This window comes from Afipia massiliensis (assembly GCF_001006325.2).
GTDB classification, from domain to species: Bacteria; Pseudomonadota; Alphaproteobacteria; order Rhizobiales; family Xanthobacteraceae; genus Afipia; species Afipia massiliensis_A.
The window spans coordinates 872,108-893,120 of record NZ_LBIA02000001.1 but is presented as its reverse complement, the minus strand read 5'-3'; the positions used below and the strand labels follow the sequence as shown (position 1 = coordinate 893,120).

The window sequence follows — 21,013 nt, the reverse complement described above, 5'->3', positions numbered from 1 at the left end:
TTCGAATGGAGCTTGAAATGGTTCGCCCCAATCCTGTTATCGCCCGTCTCCTGGTGGCCGGAAGTTTGATCTGGGCCGGTTCTGCGCTTGCCGCGGATGTGTCGCTGCTGAACGTGTCGTACGATCCGACGCGCGAGCTGTACTCCGATTTCAACAAGGCGTTCTCCGCCGCGTACCAGAAGGAAACCGGCAAGAGCATCGAGATCAAGCAGTCGCATGGCGGATCGGGTTCGCAGGCGCGCTCGGTGATCGATGGTTTGAAAGCCGACGTGGTGACGCTGGCGCTCGCCTATGACATCGACGCGATCGCGGGCAAGAACCTGATCGCGAAGGACTGGCAGGCAAAGCTTCCGCAGAATGCGTCGCCCTATACCTCGACCATCGTGTTCCTCGTGCGCAAGGGCAACCCCAAGGGCATCAAGGACTGGGACGATCTGGTGAAGAGCGGCGTGCAGGTCATCACGCCGAATCCCAAGACGTCGGGCGGCGCGCGCTGGAATTATCTCGCGGCGTGGGGCTACGCGCTGAAGAAGTACGGCGGCGAGGACAAGGCAAGGAAGTTTGTCGGCGACGTCTTCAAGAATGTGCCGGTGCTCGATACGGGCGCGCGCGGCTCAACCGTGACGTTCGTTGAACGGGGCGTCGGCGACGTGCTGCTGGCCTGGGAGAACGAAGCCTTCCTTGCGGTGAAGGAATTCGGCAAGGACAAGTTTGAGATCGTGGCGCCGCCGCTGTCGATCCTGGCCGAGCCGCCGATTGCGCTGGTGGATACGGTGGCCGACAGGAAAGGCACCCGTGCCGCCGCTGAAGCTTACCTGAAATACTGGTACACCAAGGAAGGCCAGGAAATCGCGGCGCGGAATTTCTATCGCCCGCGCGATGCCGCGGTCGGCGAGAAGTATGCGGACTCCTTTGCAAAGGTTAACCTTTTCACCATCGACGACGTGTTCGGCGGCTGGACCAAGGCGCAAAAGGAACACTTCGCCGAGGGCGGCGTTTTTGATCAGATCTACAAGAACTGATCTGAACGCGGAATGATGGGGGCATCGTGAGCGGAGGAACGGGACGACGACGGGCATTGCCGGGTTTTGGCCTCACCATGGGGCTGACGCTCACATGGCTATCCATTATTGTCCTCATTCCGCTCGCGGGTCTCTTTCTCAAGACATTCGAACTGTCGCTCGATCAGTTCTGGGGCATTCTCACCGCGCGCCGCACCCTCAATGCGCTGAGGATTTCGTTTGGCCTCGCGTTCCTGGCCGCGCTCGTCAATCTCGTGATGGGCATGATCATCGTCTGGGTGCTGGTGCGCTATCGCTTTCCCGGCCGCCGGATCTTCGACGCTATCGTGGATATTCCGTTCGCGCTGCCGACCGCCGTGGCCGGCGTCGCGCTGACCGCGCTGTTCGCGCAAAAGGGCTGGCTCGGCGCGCCGCTGGCTGAGATGGGAATCAAGGTCGCCTTCACGCCGATCGGCATTTTCGTGGCGATGATCTTCATCGGGTTTCCGTTCGTGGTGCGCACGGTGCAGCCGGTGTTGATCGATCTCGAAATCGAGGTCGAGGAGGCGGCGGCATCGCTCGGCGCGTCGCGCTGGGATATCATCCGGCGCGTGATCCTGCCGAGCCTGACGCCTGCGATCCTGACCGGCTTTGCGCTGGCGTTTGCGCGCGCCGTCGGCGAATACGGTTCGGTGATCTTCATTGCCGGAAACCTGCCGAACGTGTCGGAAATCGCGCCGCTGCTGATCGTGATCCGGCTGTCGGAATTCCGTTATGCGGACGCCACCGCGATTGCCGTGATCATGCTGATCGTCTCATTCCTTATCATCTTCACCATCAACCGCATTCAACGCTGGGCGCAGACGCGCGGCGTTTCGGTTGCGGTCTAGGCGGCAACGATCATGGTGATCAACAGACCCGCAACGCCGTCGGCGCACGAGATTCGCACCGAGCCTTTTTTGGTGCGATGGACCCTCATCACCATTGCGATTACCTTCCTGACCATCTTCGTGGTGCTGCCGCTGGTCGTGGTGTTCACCGAGGCGTTCTCGAAAGGGATCGGCGCATATCTCGCGGCGCTGTCGGACCCGGAAGCGCTCTCCGCGATCCGGCTGACGCTGACCGTCGCCGCGATATCGGTGGGGCTCAACCTGGTCTTCGGGGTGATCGCCGCATGGGCCATCGCGAAGTTCGAGTTTCGCGGCAAGGTGTTTCTGATCACGCTGATCGATCTGCCGTTCTCGGTCAGCCCGGTGATTTCGGGCCTGGTGTTCGTGCTGCTGTTCGGCGCCCAGGGTTATTTCGGCGCCTGGCTGATGGAACACAACGTGCAGATCCTGTTCGCGGTGCCCGGCATCGCGCTGGCGACCACGTTCGTGACGTTCCCGTTCGTGGCGCGCGAGTTGATCCCGCTGATGCAGGAGCAGGGCACCCAGGAGGAAGAGGCGGCGATTTCGCTCGGCGCGTCCGGGCTGCGCACCTTCCTGCGCGTGACCATCCCCAATATCAAATGGGGTATCCTGTACGGCGTGCTGCTGTGCAACGCCCGCGCCATGGGCGAATTCGGCGCGGTTTCCGTGGTCTCCGGCCACATCCGCGGCGAAACCAACACCATGCCGCTGCTCGTCGAAATCCTGTACAATGAGTACCAGTTTGTGGCTTCGTTCGCGATCGCGTCGTTGCTCGCTTTCCTGGCGCTCGTCACGCTGATCGTGAAAACGGTCCTCGAAAGCCATCTCGAAGAAGGACAGACCGCAAGTGACGATTGAAGTCCGCAACATCGTGAAAAAGTTCGGCACCTTTGCCGCGCTCGACAATGTCGATCTCAAGGTCGCCACCGGCGAGCTGGTGGCGCTGCTCGGGCCGTCGGGATCGGGCAAGACGTCGCTGCTGCGCATTATCGCCGGCCTCGACTGGCCCGACGAAGGCTCGGTGATCTTCGACGGCGAAGATGCGCTGTCGCGCGGCGCCGGCGAGCGTCACGTCGGCTTCGTGTTCCAGCATTACGCGCTGTTCCGGCACATGAGCGTGTTCGAGAACGTCGCCTTCGGCCTGCGGGTGCAGCCGCGCGCCATCCGCAAGGACGAGGTACATATTCGGAAGAGGGTGAAGGAACTGCTCGATCTGGTGCAACTCGACTGGCTGGCGGACCGCTATCCGAGCCAGTTGTCCGGCGGCCAGCGTCAGCGCATCGCGCTTGCGCGCGCGCTCGCCATCGAGCCGCGCATTCTGCTGCTGGACGAGCCGTTCGGCGCGTTAGATGCCAAGGTGCGCAAGGAACTGCGCCGCTGGTTGCGTCAGCTTCACGACGAGATTCATGTCACCTCGATCTTCGTGACCCACGATCAGGAAGAAGCGCTGGAAGTCGCCAACCGCGTGGTGGTGATGGACAAGGGCAAGATCGAGCAGATCGGCACGCCCGGTGATGTGTACGACAATCCGGCGACGGCGTTCGTTCACGGCTTCATCGGCGAATCCATCGTGCTGCCGGTGCAGGTGTCGGACGGCAAGGTCCGGCTCGGCGACAAGGTGCTGAACCTCGAGCCGCGCGATGCGGCGTCGGGTCCGTCGAACCTCTTCATCCGCCGCCATGATGTTTCGATCGTGCCGAACGGCAGCGGCATCTTCGAGGGCGACGTCAAGCACGTGCGTGCGTTCGGGCCGACCCAGCGCGCCGACGTGGTGCTGCATAACGGCGCCAACGAGACCCTGATCGAGATCGACGCGCCGCGCGACCGCGATCTCAAGCCCGGCGACGTGGTCAGCCTGCAGCCTCGGCGCTACCGGCTGTTTCCGGCGGCCTCCTGATCTTGCTTACCTCTCTCCCGTTCTTACGGGGAGAGGTCGGATCGCTCTTGCGATCCGGGTGAGGGGCGCTTCCTTCATCGCTAAGGGTACGATCCTCTCCGCTCATTCCCGCGAAAGCGGGAATCCAGCTCTTCAAAAAGACTGGGTCCCCGCTTTCGCGGGGACGACCGGACATGTGGTTCCTTGCCGAAACCAATCCCTTCCCCGTTCACCTTTCAGCCACTGTTGGTGTGCAACAAACGCCGACTAGTGTGGTGGTTCGCAAGTCCGCAACATTTTCTCAGCACGTCCATTTGCGGACTTGCGAACCAAAACCACACTAGAATTATAATTTGCTAGTGTCCTTTTGAATCCGAAGTTCGCTACGGAGTGCGCTGGAAAGGCGGCGAACTTCGGATTCAGGACACTAGGGGTTGGGGAATCATATGATACGCGTGGCGGGGGCCATTCTGGCGCTGACGATTTTGAGCGGCTGTGGGACGGGCGGCGACACGTCCACCGAGCAGCCGGCATTCTATCTCAGCATGGCCAGTGCCGGTGCGAAGCTCGACCCCAACGTCGCGGCCTCGATGATCTCCGGCTACCGGCAGAACAACGGCCTCGGCGCGGTCCAGGTCGATCCGCTGCTGATGAAGGCGGCAGAGACCCAGTCGCAGGCGATGGGCGCTCGCAACAAGCTCGACCACAATGTCGCCGGTACCCTCGACAAGCGCATCAAGGCCTCGGGCTTCGACGCCACCAAGGCGGTCGAAAACGTATCGGCCGGTTATCACACCCTGGCGGAAGCCTTCTCGGGCTGGCGGGATTCGCCGCCCCATAAGGCCAATATGCTGACAAGCGGTGTCACAAAAATGGGCATCGCCGCGACCTATGTTCCGAATACCAAATACAAGGTGTTCTGGACGCTGATCCTTGCCGCACCGGATTCCAGATAAATCTTCTGTGACGTTCCCCTCGTTTTGGCCAATTGACGCGGCTGCGAACAGAGGCCACCGTACTGCAGCATCGGTTCCACGATGCTAGTGATCCGGTTCTGACATTCGTATCATATCCTTCGCGGGCGCTTTTACGAATGTCAGAACCAAAGGATCACTAGAATTATAGTTTGCTAGTGTCCGTTCGTATCCGAGGTTCGCTCGGAGAGCGCTGCAAAGCGAAGCGAACCTCGGATACGGGACACTAGTTCAGTGATGGCTTATGGATCAACGTTCCCCCGATAAACCCGCTGCCACGATTCCCGCGCAGGCCCAGCGCGTGCTGGTGCTGCAAGGCGGCGGCGCGCTCGGCTCCTATCAGGCCGGGGCCTATCAGGCGCTTTGCCATCACGATTTCGAACCTGAATGGATCGCAGGCATTTCGATCGGCGCGATCAACGCCGCGATCATCGCCGGCAATCCGCGGGAGAAGCGCGTCGGCAAACTCAAGGAATTCTGGGAAATGGTGTCGTCGGCCTCGCCGCGGCCCTGGAGCCCGTTCGTGCAAGGCGATCATGCACGCTCGGTTTTCAACGAGACCAGCGCTGCGCTGATCGCGACCTTCGGCGTTCCCGGTTTCTTTACGCCTCGCGTCCCGCCCGCGCTGCTGTGGCCTCCGGGCAGCCCGCAATCGCAGAGCTACTACGACACTACGCCACTGCGCGCGACGCTGGAGCGGCTGGTCGACTTCGATCTGATCAACGAGGCAAAGATCCGCCTGAGCGTTGGCGCGGTCAGCGTCACCAGCGGCAATTTCAGATATTTCGACAATGTCGCGTTCAGGAAGATGGGCAAGAAGATCGGGCCGGAGCACATCATGGCGTCCGGTGCGCTGCCGCCGGGCTTTCCGTCCATCGAGATCGAGGGCGACCACTATTGGGACGGCGGCGTCGCGTCCAACACGCCGCTGGACTATGTGCTGGATGCCGAGACGGCCCGCGATCTGCTGATCTTTCAGGTCGATCTGTTCAGTGCGCGCGGCCCGCTGCCGCAGACGCTGGCCGAGGCGGCCGAGCGCGAGAAGGACATCCGCTATTCCAGCCGCACCCGCATGAACACCGACAAGGCGAAGAAGGTTCACGACGCCAAGAAGGCGGTGCGCGAACTGATCGCCAAGCTTCCGGACAGCTTCAAGGGCGATCCGCTGGTCGCCACGCTCAATGAAGCGGCGAAGGAAAACACCGTCACGGTGGTTCATCTGATCTACCGCAGCAAGACGCACGAAGCCTCGTCGAAGGATTACGATTTTTCCCGGCTCGGAATGGTCGAGCACTGGGCCGCGGGCGAGCGCGATGTTTACACCTCCATGAGTCATCGGGAATGGCTGAACCGGCCGCAATCCGGCGAGTCCATGGTGACCTACGATCTTTGCGACAATGAGTTGCTGACTATCAAGAAGTGAACAGGAGCGAATAATGGGTACTCTTTCCGGCAAGACGGCGGTGGTCACGGGCTCGACGAGCGGCATTGGTCTCGCCTATGCGCGGGCCTTCGCAGGCGCAGGCGCCAATGTCGTGCTCAACGGCTTCGGCACGCCGGCCGACATCGAGAAGGAGCGCGCGGCCATCGAGAAGGATTTTGGCGTTAAGGCCGCCTATTCGCCGGCCGACATGGCCAAGCCCGCGGAAATCGCCGGCATGATCGAACTCGGCGAAAAGACCTTCGGCTCGGTCGATGTCCTTGTGAACAATGCCGGCATCCAGTTCGTGTCGCCGGTCGAGGAGTTTCCGCTCGAGAAATGGGACGCCATCATCGCGATCAACCTGTCCTCGGCATTCCACGCCATTCGCGCCGCGGTGCCCGGCATGAAGAAGCGCGGCTGGGGCCGCATCATCAACACGGCGTCGGCGCATTCACTGGTCGCATCGCCTTTCAAGTCGGCTTACGTGTCCGCCAAGCACGGCATTGCGGGCCTGACCAAGACGGTGGCGCTTGAACTGGCAACCCACAAGATCACCTGCAATTGCATCTCGCCGGGTTACGTCTGGACCCCGCTGGTGGAAAAGCAGATTCCCGACACTATGAAGGCGCGCAACCTCACGAAAGAGCAGGTCATCAACGATGTCCTGCTGCAGGCGCAGCCGACCAAGGAATTCGTTACCTCCGAGCAGGTCGCGGCCTTCGCGTTGTTCCTGTGCGGCGACGATGCCGCACAGATCACCGGCGCGAACCTGTCGATCGATGGCGGCTGGACGGCGGCGTAATTTTCGTCATTGCGAGCGAAGCGAAGCAATCCAGAGCAACAAGCTGGATTGCTTCGTCGCAAGTGCTCCTCGCAATGACGAGATGAGGGATTAATCCCGGCGCCTTCCGAACGCCAGCACGTGAAAGCCGAGACGGCGTCGGGTGATCCAGAACAGCAGGATCGTCTCGAACACCAGCGCGATCGAGGTTGCGGCGGCGGCACCGTAGCCGCCGAACTTCGGCACCAGCAATACGCACAGCACGAGGTTGACCAGGAACGCCAGCGCATAAGCTAGCGCGCACATGTTCTGGTGACCCAGCATGTTGAGCAGCCGTTCCACCGGGCCGATGGCGGAGCGCACGATCAGGCCGATCGCCGCGACGAACATGATGCCGTAGCCGGCGGTGAACTGCGGGCCGAACAGCCACAGCAGCGGTTTGCCCAGCGCCAGCAGCACCGCGGTCGCCGCGACCGACGGCCAGAACGTCCACTTGATCGCGTGGGCGATGTAGGCCGACAGCCGCTCCTTGTCGCCGGAGGCATGATACTCGCTGAAGCGATGCGCGGTGGTGGCCGACATCGCGTAGTGAATGAACGATACCAGCGCCAGCGTCTTGACCACGGCGAAGTAGACGCCGACTTCTTCCGATGAGCGGAACTGCTGCAGCACCAGCACGTCGGTGTAGGACAGCAGCAGGTAGAAGCCCTCGACCATCATGATCGGCAGCGATACCTTCAGCCAGTTCCGGAAATCGTAGGTCTTCGGACCCGGATCGACGCTCGCATTCAGGCGGCGGTTGAGAACGATCAACTGGCCGAGCATCGCGATCCACACCGCCGCGGCGCTGGCGATCATCGCGGCAGTCGCGCCGAGGTTCATGCCGAGCACGACGGCGCCGGCGGTGAACCCGATGATCAGCGTCTGCCGTACGATGAACTGCGGCATCAGGCCGAGGCGCATCCAGTCATGAGAGCGCGCGAGGCCGTCCTGTGTGTTCGCGACCACGAAGGCGGGCAGGGTGAGGCAGCCGATATAGAGCGGACTCACCGTGTTCGCATCGATCCACGGCGACAGGAGTTTCACCAGTGCGGCCAGCGCCAGCGCGATCGCGGTGGACGCCGCCAACGTGATCCAGCGGCTGCCCGACAGAAAGCCGCGCAGCAATGAGAGTTCTCCGCTGGCGCGGTATTCGGGAATGATTTTCTGCGCAGACACGGCGATGCCGAAATCGAGCACGCTGCCGAGCAACAGCACCCAGGTCCAGACATAGACGTAGACGCCGTAGTCCGAGCCGCCCATCCATCGCGCGAGCAACACCTGCGAGAAATAGGCGAGGCCTGCGCTCAGCACGCGAATGAGAAAGACGGTGCCGGCGAGCCGCTTGGTCAGCGAGGCCTCTGAGGTGCCAGTGAGCACGCCGCGCAGCCGCGCGATCAAGCCCGCGGGCTTCGCTTCAGGCGCGCTATCAGCTGGCATGACGGTCACGGCACTCGATCCTGATTCCCGCTCGTGGGGCAGGATGCGCCTTAGCAAGGATTCGTTAAGATTTGGTTGGGTGGGCTAGCCGCAGGCCGTCATTGCGAGCGAAGCGAAGCAATCCAGAGGCGACAAGCAAGACTGGATTGCTTCGTCGCTCCGCTCCTCGCAATGACGATGGGATTTACCCCACCTACCCCGCGAACCCGCCGTCCTTCAGAAACGCAGCTTCCTCCGGCGTTGTGGTTCGTCCTAGCACAGCGTTGCGATGAGGGAAGCGGCCGAACTTGCGGATAATATCGGCATGTAGCACCGCCCACTTCAGGCTGTCCGCGCCGAGCGGCGTGAACAGCGCGATGCTGCGTTCCTGATCCGCCATGTCCTCGGAGTGCTCGAACGGCAGATAGATGAAGGCGCGCATGACCGCATCGGTGCGCAGGTCGCGGCCTTCCGCAATGGCCCGCGTAGCCACCGCGCGGGCAAGGGCGTCGGTCGAGAAGGCGCGCGCATCGTTGCGGAACATGTTGCGGGGAAACTGGTCGAGCACGATCAGCAGCGCCAGCGCGCCCTCGTCGGTGTCCTGCCACGCGCTCAGTTTGCCGTCGCGGGCCGCTTCCCAAACCGCCATGAAACGGTCGCGCAGTTCCTGATCGAACGCATCGTCCTTGGTGTACCAGCGCTCGTATCCGGCGTTCCGCCAGAACGTGAGGATGTCGGCGGGGGAGATGAGGGGATCAGTCATGCAGATAATGCGCTCGTCAAAATGAACCATCAACGTCGTCCCCGCGAAAGCGGGGACCCATAACCATTGTTGGTGGTGTTGATCAGAGAAGAAGTCGCGCGGGCATCACGCGCAAGATCGATGGCTCAGGGAGTATGGGTCCCCGCTTTCGCGGGGACGACCATGAGGAAGCAATTTGCTGCTTCAGTCCCGATCAACTCGCCGCAGCGGCGGCTTTCGGCTTCTCGTCGCGCAGTTCGCGGCGCAGGATCTTGCCGACGTTGGTCTTCGGCAGCTCCGTCCTGAACTCGACGTGCTTCGGCACCTTGTAGCCCGTCAGCTCGGTGGCAGCGAACTTGATGACGTCCTGCGCGGTGAGGTTCGGATCCTTCTTCACCACGAAGGCCTTCACCGCTTCGGTCGACTTTGCGTCGGGCACGCCGATCACTGCGCATTCGAGCACGCCGGGATGGCTCGCGATCACTTCCTCGACTTCGTTCGGATAGACGTTGAAGCCCGAGACCAGGATCATGTCCTTCTTGCGGTCCACGATCTTGGTGTAGCCGTCGGGCGACATGATGCCGATGTCACCGGTGCGGAAGAAGCCGTCGGCGGTCATCACCTTCGCGGTTTCTTCCGGACGGTTCCAGTAGCCCGCCATCACCTGTGGTCCCTTGGCGCAGATTTCGCCGGGCTCGCCGAGCGGCACTTCGTTGCCGTCGTCGTCGCGGATCGAGATATAGGTCGACGGCACCGGAATGCCGATCGAGCCGGAGAACTTGTCGGTGTCTGCGGGATTACAGGTCAGCGTCGGCGAGGTCTCAGAGAGGCCGTAACCTTCCGACAGCGCCACGCCGGTCACCTGCGTCCACTTGTCGGCCACCGGCTTCTGCACGGCCATGCCGCCGCCGAAGCAGCTCTTCAGCTTGGAGAAGTCGAGCTTGTCGAAGCCCGGCGTGTTGAGCAGGCCGTTGTAGAGCGTGTTCACCGCTGGGAAGCTGTTGACTTGATACTTCGCCAGCTCCTTGACGAAGCCCGCCATGTCGCGCGGATTCGGGATCAGGAGGTTGACGCCGCCGGCCCGCACCGCGAGCAGGAAGCACGCGGTCAGCGCGAAGATGTGGTAAAGGGGAAGCGCGCAGACGATAAAGATCTGGTCGACATGCGGCGGCTTCTTCAACGCCGGCTGCAGCCACGCGTCGTTCTGCAGCACGTTGGCGAGAATGTTGCGATGGAGCAGCGTTGCGCCCTTCGACACGCCGGTGGTGCCGCCGGTGTACTGCAGGAACGCGACATCGTCGCCGGTCAGCTTCGGCTTGTTCAGCTTCAGCTTGCGTCCGGCCGACAGCGCGTCGTTGAACGGCACGGCGTTCGGGATCGAATACGCCGGCACCATCTTCTTGACCTTGCGCACGACGAAATTGACGATCACGCCCTTGAAGCCGAGCAGGTCGCCCATCGTGCCCATGATCACGTGCTTGACGTTGGTCTTGGCGATCACCTTCTCCAGCGTGCTGGCGAAGTTCTCCAGAATGATGATGGCCTCGGCGCCGGAATCCTTGAGCTGATGCTCAAGCTCGCGCGGGGTGTAGAGCGGATTGACGTTTACCACGGTGTAGCCGGCGCGCAGGATCGCGCTTGAGGCGACCGGATTCTGCAGCACGTTCGGCATCATGATGGCGACGCGCGCGCCCTTCTGCAGGCCCTTGCTTTGCAGATAGGCGCCCATCGCCGCCGACATTTCGTCGAGCTCGCGATAGGTGATCGACTTGTCCATGCAGATGAAGGATTTGCGGTCGGCGAATTTCTTGAAGCTCTCTTCGAGCAGTTCCACCAGCGACGGGTATTGATTGACGTCGATGTCGGCAGGCACGCCGGCCGGATATTGTTTGAGCCAGATACGTTCCATGGTTATTCCCCTCGCTGGTTTCCTGACGGCCCCCGTCTTGTGGCGGGGTGCACGGGCTATGTTCTCAAGTATTGAAGTAAGTATTGAGCAAAGCGGGAGGCCATAGCAAGCCTGTGCGTGGTAACGACGCAGCGGCGGCTGCGTGCGCCGGTTCTTGGAGGCAGCGGATTCCGCAAAGCACAATGGGTCGGGCTTAGTCGAGAATTCCGCTCATTCCCGCGAAAGCGGGAATCCAGCTCTCAAAAGCGTGGGTCCCCGCTTTCGCGGGGACGAACGGGGATTGAATCTGGTCAAGCAAATGGATCAGACTCTAACCGCGGGGGGCGGCGTCAGGCTTCTGCTGGGCGGCTGGCTTGGCCGCCGGTTTGGCGGCGGGAGCGGCAGCGGGCTTGGCTGCGGAACTGGCCGCGGCCGGAGGCTTTGCGGCGGCAGCAGGCTTGGCGGCGGGAGGCTTGTCGCCAGCAGGCTTGGCGGCCGCAGGTTTCGCCGCCGCGGGCTTGGCCTCAGGCTTTGCTGCCGGCTTGGCGGCGGGCTTGGCCGCCGGGGTGACCGCGGCGGTCTTCGGCTTCGGAGGCGATACCGCCGGCTTGGCCTCGGGCTTTGCCGCGGTCTTCTCGTCCTTCTTCTCGGGCTTCGCAGGCGTGCCGGCATCCGGCTTGGCGGCAACCTTCGGCTTCGCGCCCTTCTTCCGCTTGGCGACCGAGGCTGCCTGGTTGGCGGCTTCGGCGGCATCGGCCTCAAGAATGGCCGCGCCGGTGCGGGCCGGGCCGGTATAGACGATCACTGGCGTCGTGGTGGCAGCCGGCATCGCGAGCAGGTCGGAGACCTTCATGGTCGGGCCCTGAAGGCCGGCCGTGAACATCGAGACGCCGGAATCGTTGTTGTTATCCGCCTGGATGTCGGGATCGTCTTCCTCGTTCTCGGCGGCGGGCCGCTTGCGCTTCGGTCCGCAGATCTCGTCGCGCATGTTTGGCGGCGACGCGTCGATCGGCGCCAGCGCATCGACGGTGCCAAGCGACGGCTTGAGCCAGGTGAGCTTGTTGCTGCCGAAGCCGCGTTCAAGCAACTGCGCTGCCTTGAGCGTGCGCTGCGACGACGACTGCGCACCGAGCACGACGGCGATCAGCCGCTTGTTGTTGCGTGTCGCGGTGGCGACGAGATTGAAACCCGATGCGCAGATGAACCCGGTCTTCATGCCGTCCGCGCCGGGATAGCGGCCGATCAGCTTGTTGAAGTTCGCGGTGACGCGCCGGCCGAACTTGATGGCCTGAATGTGCATGTAATATTCGTACTCGGGCAGATCGCGGATGATCGCGCGCGCGAGAATGCCGAGGTCGCGAGCCGAAGTGACCTGTCCCTCCGCAGGCAGGCCGTTCGGATTGACGTAGCTTGTCTGCGTCATGCCGAGCCGCTGCGCGGTCTTGTTCATTTCCGCAGAGAAATTGTCGACGGAGCCCGACACGCCTTCGGCCAGCACGACGGCGATGTCGTTGGCCGACTTCACCATCATCATCTTGAGCGCATTGTCGACGGTGACCTGCGTGCCCGGCCGGAAGCCCATCTTCGAAGGCTGCTGCGCGGCCGCCGTGGGCGATACCGTGAACAGCGTGTCGAGCGTGATGCGGCCTTCCTTCACCGCCTTCAGCGTGACGTAAGCCGTCATGATCTTGGTGACGGACGCGGGATACCAGGGATAGGTCGCGTTTTCAGCCTGAAGCACCTTGCCGGTGTCGGCTTCGATCACCAGCAGCGCTTCGGCCTGCGCCGTGCGCGGCGCGATTGTTGCCATGATCGCTGCAATGAGCATCGCCGCCGCAAGCGCAAACGGACGCAGCGCCGCAAGCCGGAACGGGGCAGGGACGAGCACCACTACCGGATTCCGATGATTGTTGAGAGCACGCCTGCGGCGAATGAAACCATAGTCTCCTCGGCGTGTTGCATGCGGGTTCGAAAGGCAATCCGGATGGTCAAATCAGATGCGTCACCAGGCTCGATACTTATACCGGAGCGAGCGGTTCCGAACAGGGGCCTTGAGGCTCAATCAAGCATGAAATGGGCCAAAATTCGACGATGCCCACACTTCTTGACGTGTCCGGTTCCTTATCAGGTTACGCCTTTGATGCCGTGGCCGCCGTCAGCGCGGGCGAATGGGCGCGGGTCTCGTCCTGAACCATGAACTGCGCCTTCGCGAGCTTGGCGAAATAGCCGCCGCTTGCGACGAGTTCATCGAACGTTCCGCTTTCGATCACTTTGCCGTTGGCGAACACCAGGATGCGTGTCGCATTTCGGATCGTCGACAGCCGATGGGCGATCACGAAGGTGGTGCGGCCCTGCATCACGGTGTCGAGCGCGGCATTGACCTTCGCTTCGGTGACCGCGTCGAGCGCGCTGGTCGCTTCATCGAGGATCAGGATTGGCGGATTCTTCAGCAGCGCGCGCGCGATCGACAGGCGCTGGCGTTCGCCGCCGGACAGCATGCGTCCGCGCTCGCCGGCATTGGTGTCGAACTTCAGATCGCTGCGCTCGATGAAGTCGAGCGCCTGGGCGCCCTCGGCCGCGGCGCGCAGTTCCTCGTCGGTGGCGTCGGGCTTGCCGACCCGCAGGTTGTCGGCGATCGAGCGGTTGAACAGCAGCGCTTCCTGAAACACCACGCCGATATTCCGGCGCAGCGCCGTCAGAGTCATGCCGCGCACATCCATGCCGTCGATCTTGATGAAGCCGGACTGCGGATCGAACGCGCGGTGCAGCAGCGCGATGGCCGTGGACTTGCCCGCGCCTGTCTCGCCGACCAGCGCGAAGGTCTGTCCCGGCAATGCAGTGAAGGAGACATCCTCGACGGCGGGCCGCTTGCCGTCATAGGAGAACGAGACGTCATTGAATTCCACAAGGCCGGTGAGGCGGCCGGGATCGATGGCATCGGGCCGGTCGCGCACTGCGGGAACCGCGTCGAGCACGTCGAAGAACTCTCGCAGCCGCGGCGCTTCCATAAAGACGCTGTTGATGAAGCTCACGACCTGTTCGAGCTTCTGGATCAGCATGGTGGCGAAGGAGACGAACATCACGATCTCGCCGACGCTCGCCTGTCCCTGACTGTTGAGGATGATGCCGACCACGAAGATCGCCAGAATCGTGATGGTGGTAGAGGCGCGGGTCATGACGGCCACCAGCGCCCACCACGACAGCACCGGCAGTTGCGCCGACAGCAACTTGTCGGCAACGCCGCGCAGCCCCTGCACCTCGGCATCGACGCGGACGAAACTCTGCACCAGCGCGACGTTGCCAAGCGCGTCCGATGCGCGGGCCGCGAGGTCGCCGTAATGCTCCTCGACCTCCATCTGCAGGCCGTAGGTCTTGCGCACCACCAGCGTGGTCAGAATCGTGAAAACGATACACAGGATGAACAGCAGGCCCGCGAGCCGCCAGTTGATGTACAGCGACAGCGGCAGCAGCACCACGAGGGACACGATCGACGCGAAATGCTCGCGGAAGAAACTGAGCCAGACCCGCCACAGCGCATCCGTGCCTTGCAGCATCACCTTCATCAGGCGCCCGGAATGCGTGCCGGTATGAAAGGTGAGCGGCAATTGCATGATGTGCTCGAAGTAATCGGTGAGCACGGCCTGACGCTGACGATGCGCGAGACGGTCCGCATGCAGGGCGACGAAGGCGCCGCAGACGATCGTGAACAGTCCGAACGCCACCCATGCGCCGAGCAGAACCCACGGCGACGTGATAGTGCCGAAAATCGTGTCAGTGCTCGGCTTTCCCGACAGCACGTCGATGATGCGACCGAACAGGACCGGTTCGGCAAACTGCGCCACCGCAAGCATCAGGTTTGCAGCGGCGAGGAACCAGCCGAGCCGGGCTTCCTTGCCGAGCAGTTCAAGAACACGAACATAAAGACGGATCAAAGGGACAGCCTTGCAAGTCTGATTTCAGCAAAAGGGCATCCATCTTAGCCGGGGATCGCCGGCGAATACAGAGCGGGAGGGGAACGAGCGGCGTCGTTATGCACTCAATTGATTTTGCGGGCATTTAGTGGCGGCGGGGAACGGATCGCTGGTCTGCGGACGGCGCGAAATGTCACCTACATGAGAACTGCAGGCATGTAACGGCGTTTGCAACGCGGATAGTGAGTTTTTGAACTGAACAAAGTAAGACGTTGTGATGCCGAAGACGCGTATCGGCAGAATAGTCCTGGATATGTGAAGCGATGGCTCGGCAATCAGAACGATCAGCAGCGACAATCGATGGAATTGTGAGCGCGGCTCGTAAGCTCTTCATGGCGCGCGGATTCGAAGCCGTGAGCATCGATGATATCGCCGCTGCCGCCGGCATCGCGAAGGGCGGCGTTTATCACCACTTCTCGTCCAAGCAGTCCATTTTCGAGGTGGTGCTCGATCGCGTGCAGGCGGAACTGGCGAGCCAGCTCAATTCGCGCCTTGCAGCCAACAAGGGTCCGCGCACGCCCGAAACCATCGCGATGAACACCTACGCTTACCTGAAGGCTGCGAGCGAGCCTGGATTGCGCCGGCTGATTCTGATCGATGGGCCTGTTGTCATGGGCCTGCAGCGGTGGCGCGAAATGGACGACCGTCACTTCTTTGCGGCGATCCACAGCGGTCTCGTGGCGATCATGGGGCCGAAAGCGTCCCGCAAGCAGATCGATTCTGCGGCGCGGCTTGTCACAGGCGCCATCATGGAAGCTGCGCTGGCCACCGGCGCGTCCGACAATCCGGTCGCGGTTGCGCGCGTTTACTGCGCGACCTTGCGAAGCATGCTGTACGGCCTTCAAAAGGACTCGTGAGGAATCTCCGCGCCGCCGCGAACACGCAGTTTTCAAATCTCTTGACTTACAGACTTCCAGTCGGTAAATGATCCTCCATAACAAAACACAATGGGAGGATGAAATGTCGAGAGCGCAACTGGCTGAAAAGAGCCTTGATACGCAGGCGTTGTTTGCCCGTTACCATGTCGGGTGGAAGACGCGGAATCCGGATCTGATCGCGTCGCTTCATTCCGAGGATACGATTTTCTGGGTGCACGACGGAGCAGAGCCGATCAAGGGACGTGAAGCTCTCCGGCAGTACTGTGCTAATTTATTCGCCACGGTTGAATTCAGGTTTGAAGAAGGGCGTATGCTTTTCGGCGCCGATTTCTGGGTTTTCGAATGGCTGATGATCATCGACCTCGTCGATACAGCCGGTAAGCCGTTCACGGCCAAGATCGAGATGCTTGATGTGTTCACTGTGAACCAGGCTGGCGAAGTGACCAGCAAGAACGTCTATGTGAACGGCGCTCAAAGGGTCGATGCCTTCACACGCGCCGGCCTTGATGCCAGCAGAAATCAGAACTGACTGCTGAACCGGCTCTCATGAGCTTTGCCAACGCTGATCCGTTGGCTCCCTAAAATCAATTTTTGATCCGGCCACGCGCCCGCTCGGGCGCGGGACGAACGGATGCGCCTCAAAGACGGCTGGCTCTTTGAGGCGCGGGGTTCGCGTTCGTCCTTACGACAGAAACGTCAGAGGAGTTTTCGCATGCTTGGTTTGATGCAGGACTGGCCGCTGCTGTGCAATCGGATCATCGATCACGCAGCCGCTATCCATGGCGACAGTGAGGTCGTCACGCGTTCGGTGGAAGGGCCGATTCACCGGACCAACTACCGCGAGATACGCGCCCGCGCGCTGAAGGTCGCGCAGCGGCTGGACAAGGACGGCCTCAAGATCGGCGACCGCGTTGCGACGCTAGGCTGGAATACCTGGCGTCATCTGGAATCCTGGTACGGCATCATGGGCATCGGCGCCGTTTGCCACACGGTAAATCCGCGTCTGTTCCCGGAACAGATCGCATGGATCATCAATCACGCCGGAGACCGGGTGGTGATGATCGATCTCACCTTCGTGCCGCTGCTCGAGGCCATCGCTCCGATGCTGCCGGGCATTGAGCGCTACATCATCTACACCGACCGGGCGCACATGCCGGAGACCAAGCTGAAGAACGCGGTCTCCTACGAAGAATGGATCGGTACGGTCGACGGCGATTTCGCCTGGAAGACGTTCGACGAGAACACCGCAGCGGCGATGTGCTACACCTCCGGCACCACAGGCGACCCGAAGGGCGTGCTCTATTCGCATCGCTCCAACGTACTGCATGCACTGATCGCCAATGCCGGCGACTCGCTCGGCACCGGCGCCGCCGATACCGTCATGCCGGTGGTGCCGATGTTTCACGCCAATAGCTGGGGCGCCGCTTTTTCCGCTCCATCGATGGGCGCAAAGCTGGTGATGCCTGGTGCAAAGCTCGATGGCGCTTCGGTCTACGAATTACTCACCGCCGAGAAGGTCACATTCACAGTCGGCGTGCCGACGGTGTGGCAGATGCTTCTCAACTACATGGCCGCCGAAGGACTGAAGCTGCCTGATCTGAAAACGGTGGCTTGCGGCGGCTCGGCGATGCCGCGCTCCATGATCAAGGCGTTTGTCGATATGGGCATCCGGGTGCGCCACGGCTGGGGCATGACGGAAATGAGCCCGCTCGGCACGGTCGCCGCGCTGAAACCGCCGTTCACAACACTCACGGGGGAAGAGCGGCTCGATATCCTGCAGACCCAGGGCTTTCCGCCGTTCGGCGTGCAGATGAAGATCACCGACGACGACGGAAAAACGTTGCCTTGGGACGGCAAGACATTCGGGCGGCTCAAGGTCAGCGGTCCGGCGGTGTCGAAGGCCTATTACCGGGTCGATACCGATATCCTCGACGATGAAGGCTATTTCGACACCGGCGACGTCGCGACCATCGACCGGCACGGTTACATGCGCATCACCGACCGTTCCAAGGATGTGATCAAGTCGGGCGGCGAATGGATCTCATCGATCGATCTGGAAAATCTCGCGGCGGGACATCCCGCCGTGGCAGAAGCTGCTGTCATCGGCGTTCATCATCCGAAGTGGAACGAGCGACCGCTTTTGATTGTGCGTCTCAAGCAGGAGAACGGTGCCACTGGTGACGACATCCTGAGTTTCATGAACGGCAGGATCGCCAAATGGTGGATGCCTGACGACGTCGCCTTCGTTGACGATATTCCGCACACCGCAACGGGCAAGATCCACAAGATGACGCTGCGCGACCGGTTCAAGGATTATCGCTTCCCGAACGCCGCATCGTGAAACAGCTGCGCGGTTGGAGCGCAGGGCGCTACGCTTGATTATAAAGCGTAGCGCCTACCACGCCACGCGCACGCCGCCTTTGCCGGTGAAGGTGGTGACATTGTCGTTCATGCCGGTGATTTCACCGGCGGCGAACAGCGCCATGCGCCCGAATTGCCAGTCCAGACCCGCGCCGCCGTAGACGCCGAACACGTTCTGCTTGTCCGGCGTCGCGGCGATGAAGTTCTGCCCGACCAGCGCGATGTTGACGGTGTTGTCGCCGGTACGCTGCTGCGCCAGCACGCCGCCGGTGACGCGGACACCAAGACGGCTGCCATTGTCGAAGGCATGGCTGTTGGCCAGCGTCACCTCCGCACGCTCCTCGAACGCCTGCATGTTGCGGTCGCCCACTGTGAGATTGGCGCTGGAGCCGGTCTCGGTGTAGCCGCCGAACTGCGCGGCGACGTAACGCACTTTCAGCGCGGGGGTGACCGTGACGCCGTGATCGAACGCGAAGCGATGGCCGAGCGCGAGCGAGGGATTGACGAACCAGCCATCGTATGAGGCGCTGGCGGTTTCGAAGGAGAGCCCGCCGCCGATGTTGCGCTTTGACTCGTTGTTCAGCTTGCCGCCGATCAGTGCCAGATCGAGGAACGTCGCGCCGAAAAAGCTGCGGGCATAGAGCCCGCCGAACAGCGTGTCGGTGTCGAAGCGGCCGGCATTGAGGTCGAGTGCGGTCTCATTGGTGCTGCCGCCGATGAAGCCGCCGAGCTTTGTATCGGGCGTGATCTGCCGGTCATAGCCGAAGGCGCCGCCATAACCGATCGTCACGCTGCCGATGAAACTGCCGTCAGTGGTCTGCTCGCGCCGTCCGCCGAAGCCTTTGGCCCAGACGCTGTTGCCTTCATTGTCGGCGACCGAACCACCCTTGAACACCGGCGTCGTCGGCGCATAGGCCATCGCTCTGACGACCATGGCTTCGGACACGGTGCCAAAGGCGTGGTCAAAACGAGGTGCCGCGTTTTCGATGGCGGCGAAAGCATTAGCCGCACCGCCCGATGCCGGCTCGAACACCGGCGTGTCGGGCAGCACGGACGCAATCCAGCCGGTGATATCCATCACGGCGCGGTTCATGACGCCGAAGCCGGAAAGATCCGCGACGATGATCTGGTTTGGTGTCACGACATACGGCGTGCCCGACGTGGTGACGGTGGAGAGCGCGGCATCGAAGCTCGCGGTGTTGAGAATCCAGTTGCCCGCGCCAAAAGTCACTTTGTCTGCGCCGCCGCCGAAGTTCACCAGCCCGCCGAAGCGTGCACCGGGCAAAATATTGAGGCTGTCGGAGGCGGCTGTGCCACCGGCGTTGAAGCGGATCGCCGTGCCGCCTGTGCCGATGATGGTGCCGGAATTGGTGACGTTGCCGGTGGTAGGGACGCCGATACCGTTGATGCCTCCGGTAATGGTGCCGGAATTGGTCACATTGGCGGTGGTGCCGGTGATGCCGTAGTTGAGTCCCAAAATGGAGCCGGAATTGGTCACATTGGCGGCGGTGGGGGCGACGATGCCAGCCCCGCCCGAAATGCTGCCGGAATTGATCACGATGGCTGTCTGGGCGAAGATGCCGACGTTGCCCCCCGAAATGCTGCCGGAATTGGTGACGGTGGCGGTGTCGGCCTGGATGCCAGTGCTGCCCCCCGAAATGCTGCCGAAATTGGTCACATTGGCCGTTGTGGCGGCATAGATGCCGTCGTTGCTTATTCCTCTGATCGTGCCGGAATTGGCCACGGTGGTGGTGGCGCCCGCGATGCCGTAGTTGCCGATGACGATGCCGGAATTGGTGACGGTGGTGTTGTGGGCCGAGACGCCGAAGTCGCGGCCGGTGATCAAGCCGGAGTTGCTCACGGTGGCTGTGTTGACGGCATAAATGCCGTAGAGGTCTATTCCCGTAATGGTGCCGGAATTGGTCACATTGGCTGTGCTGCCCCGGATGCCGTGGTCGCCGCCGGTGATGAAGCCGGAGTTGCTCACGGTGGCTGTGTTGACCGCATAAATGCCGTAGAGGCCTGTTCCCGAAATGAAGCCGGAATTGGTCACATTGGTCGTGTTGCCCTGGATGCCGTAGTTGCCCCCTGAAATGCTGCCGGAATTGGTCACAGTGGCGGTGGTGGTGGCGTAGATGCCGGTCTCTCCTGTTCCCGAAATGCTGCCGGAATTGGTCACAGTGGCGGTGGTCGTGGTGGCGATGCCGTAATTGAGTCCCAAAATGGAGCCGGAATTGAATACAGTGGCCGTGTTGTCGGCCCGGATGCCGTAGTCGCCGCCGCCGATGATGGCACCCGAATTGGTCACATTGGCGATGGTGGCAAAGATGCCTTCGAAGGTTCCTCCTGCGATGGTTCCGGAATTGATCACGTTGGCGGTGGTGGAGGCATAGATGCCCAAGACGCCCCCGGTGACGGTGCCGGAATTGGCGACAGTCGCCATATTGGCACGGATGCCGGCGACGGTTCCGGCGACCGTTGCCCCGGGCACGATCGTGACATTGAGATCGAGGAGTTGCTGGCCGTAACCGTTGAACGCAAGGCTGGTGCCGGGAGCGCCGGCGCCCTGGTTGCTGGTGGTGCCGGTGCAGGTCGCGGTGACGTTGTTGGCGGCGGCGGGATCGCAGGCGGCGCGGGCCGCTTCGCCCGCCATCAGCACGGTCGCAAACGCTGTCGAGACCAAAAAACCCATCCGCAGCCTGGGCGAGAGTTTCGCCGCTGTCTTGTTCTTGCCGGTCATTCCCAGTAC

Annotated in this window: 16 protein-coding genes; 10 read left to right on the top strand and 6 right to left on the bottom strand. The window is 62.0% G+C overall.

Features of this window, described 5'->3' with window-relative positions:
• The first annotated feature begins 5 nt into the window (after positions 1-5).
• From YH63_RS04145 to YH63_RS04115, 7 genes are all read left to right on the top strand, one after another.
• A complete protein-coding gene (locus tag YH63_RS04145; protein ID WP_137325284.1) occupies positions 6-1,022 on the top strand; it encodes a sulfate ABC transporter substrate-binding protein in 1,017 nt (338 codons plus the stop codon).
• 26 nt (positions 1,023-1,048) lie between these two features.
• On the top strand, positions 1,049-1,891 hold the full coding sequence (cysT, locus tag YH63_RS04140) for a sulfate ABC transporter permease subunit CysT (protein WP_083992641.1): 843 nt from the start codon (positions 1,049-1,051) through the stop codon (positions 1,889-1,891).
• A 12-nt stretch (positions 1,892-1,903) separates the two neighbouring features.
• Complete coding sequence (cysW, locus tag YH63_RS04135) at positions 1,904-2,770, top strand: sulfate ABC transporter permease subunit CysW (RefSeq protein WP_046828702.1); 867 nt, start codon at positions 1,904-1,906, stop codon at positions 2,768-2,770.
• Complete coding sequence (locus YH63_RS04130; RefSeq protein ID WP_046828703.1) at positions 2,760-3,809, top strand: sulfate/molybdate ABC transporter ATP-binding protein; 1,050 nt, start codon at positions 2,760-2,762, stop codon at positions 3,807-3,809. The genes cysW and YH63_RS04130 overlap by 11 nt, the downstream gene beginning before the upstream one ends.
• A gap of 425 nt (positions 3,810-4,234) precedes the next feature.
• Entirely contained in the window at positions 4,235-4,744 is a 510-nt protein-coding gene (locus YH63_RS04125; RefSeq protein ID WP_046828704.1) for a CAP domain-containing protein, read from the top strand.
• Between the two features lie 262 nt (positions 4,745-5,006).
• Positions 5,007-6,185 (top strand): DUF3734 domain-containing protein, encoded by a 1,179-nt coding sequence (locus YH63_RS04120; protein ID WP_046828705.1) that lies wholly within the window; start codon positions 5,007-5,009, stop codon positions 6,183-6,185.
• 13 nt (positions 6,186-6,198) lie between these two features.
• A complete protein-coding gene (locus YH63_RS04115; protein WP_046828706.1) occupies positions 6,199-6,987 on the top strand; it encodes a 3-hydroxybutyrate dehydrogenase in 789 nt (262 codons plus the stop codon).
• A 90-nt stretch (positions 6,988-7,077) separates the two neighbouring features.
• Here the strand turns inward: YH63_RS04115 and YH63_RS04110 are convergent, their stop codons facing one another.
• From YH63_RS04110 to YH63_RS04090, 5 genes are all read right to left on the bottom strand, one after another.
• Positions 7,078-8,445 carry a lipopolysaccharide biosynthesis protein gene (locus tag YH63_RS04110; RefSeq protein ID WP_046828707.1) on the bottom strand — a complete coding sequence of 456 codons (1,368 nt, stop codon included), beginning with the start codon at positions 8,443-8,445 and terminating at the stop codon, positions 7,078-7,080.
• A gap of 193 nt (positions 8,446-8,638) precedes the next feature.
• Positions 8,639-9,187: a DUF924 family protein gene (locus YH63_RS04105; RefSeq protein WP_046829763.1), complete on the bottom strand. Its 549-nt coding sequence runs from the start codon at positions 9,185-9,187 to the stop codon at positions 8,639-8,641.
• A gap of 193 nt (positions 9,188-9,380) precedes the next feature.
• Positions 9,381-11,075: a long-chain fatty acid--CoA ligase gene (locus tag YH63_RS04100; RefSeq protein WP_046828708.1), complete on the bottom strand. Its 1,695-nt coding sequence runs from the start codon at positions 11,073-11,075 to the stop codon at positions 9,381-9,383.
• Positions 11,076-11,385: 310 nt separating this feature from the next.
• The gene (locus tag YH63_RS04095) at positions 11,386-12,882 is read right to left on the bottom strand and encodes a D-alanyl-D-alanine carboxypeptidase family protein (protein ID WP_046829764.1); all 1,497 of its coding nucleotides are present in this window, start codon (positions 12,880-12,882) and stop codon (positions 11,386-11,388) included.
• Positions 12,883-13,183: 301 nt separating this feature from the next.
• Positions 13,184-14,986, bottom strand: a complete 1,803-nt coding sequence (locus tag YH63_RS04090; protein WP_046828709.1) for a glucan ABC transporter ATP-binding protein/ permease — start codon at positions 14,984-14,986, stop codon at positions 13,184-13,186.
• Positions 14,987-15,288: 302 nt separating this feature from the next.
• Here YH63_RS04090 and YH63_RS04085 point away from each other — a divergent pair, with 302 nt between their 5' ends.
• From YH63_RS04085 to YH63_RS04075, 3 genes are all read left to right on the top strand, one after another.
• Positions 15,289-15,882: a TetR/AcrR family transcriptional regulator gene (locus YH63_RS04085; protein WP_083992643.1), complete on the top strand. Its 594-nt coding sequence runs from the start codon at positions 15,289-15,291 to the stop codon at positions 15,880-15,882.
• Between the two features lie 103 nt (positions 15,883-15,985).
• Positions 15,986-16,432 carry a YybH family protein gene (locus tag YH63_RS04080; protein WP_170978657.1) on the top strand — a complete coding sequence of 149 codons (447 nt, stop codon included), beginning with the start codon at positions 15,986-15,988 and terminating at the stop codon, positions 16,430-16,432.
• A 183-nt stretch (positions 16,433-16,615) separates the two neighbouring features.
• Positions 16,616-18,244 (top strand): fatty-acid--CoA ligase, encoded by a 1,629-nt coding sequence (locus YH63_RS04075; protein WP_046828711.1) that lies wholly within the window; start codon positions 16,616-16,618, stop codon positions 18,242-18,244.
• A 54-nt stretch (positions 18,245-18,298) separates the two neighbouring features.
• Here YH63_RS04075 and YH63_RS04070 read toward each other — a convergent pair whose 3' ends face one another.
• Positions 18,299-21,004 (bottom strand): autotransporter outer membrane beta-barrel domain-containing protein, encoded by a 2,706-nt coding sequence (locus YH63_RS04070; RefSeq protein ID WP_046828712.1) that lies wholly within the window; start codon positions 21,002-21,004, stop codon positions 18,299-18,301.
• Positions 21,005-21,013: the final 9 nt, after the last annotated feature.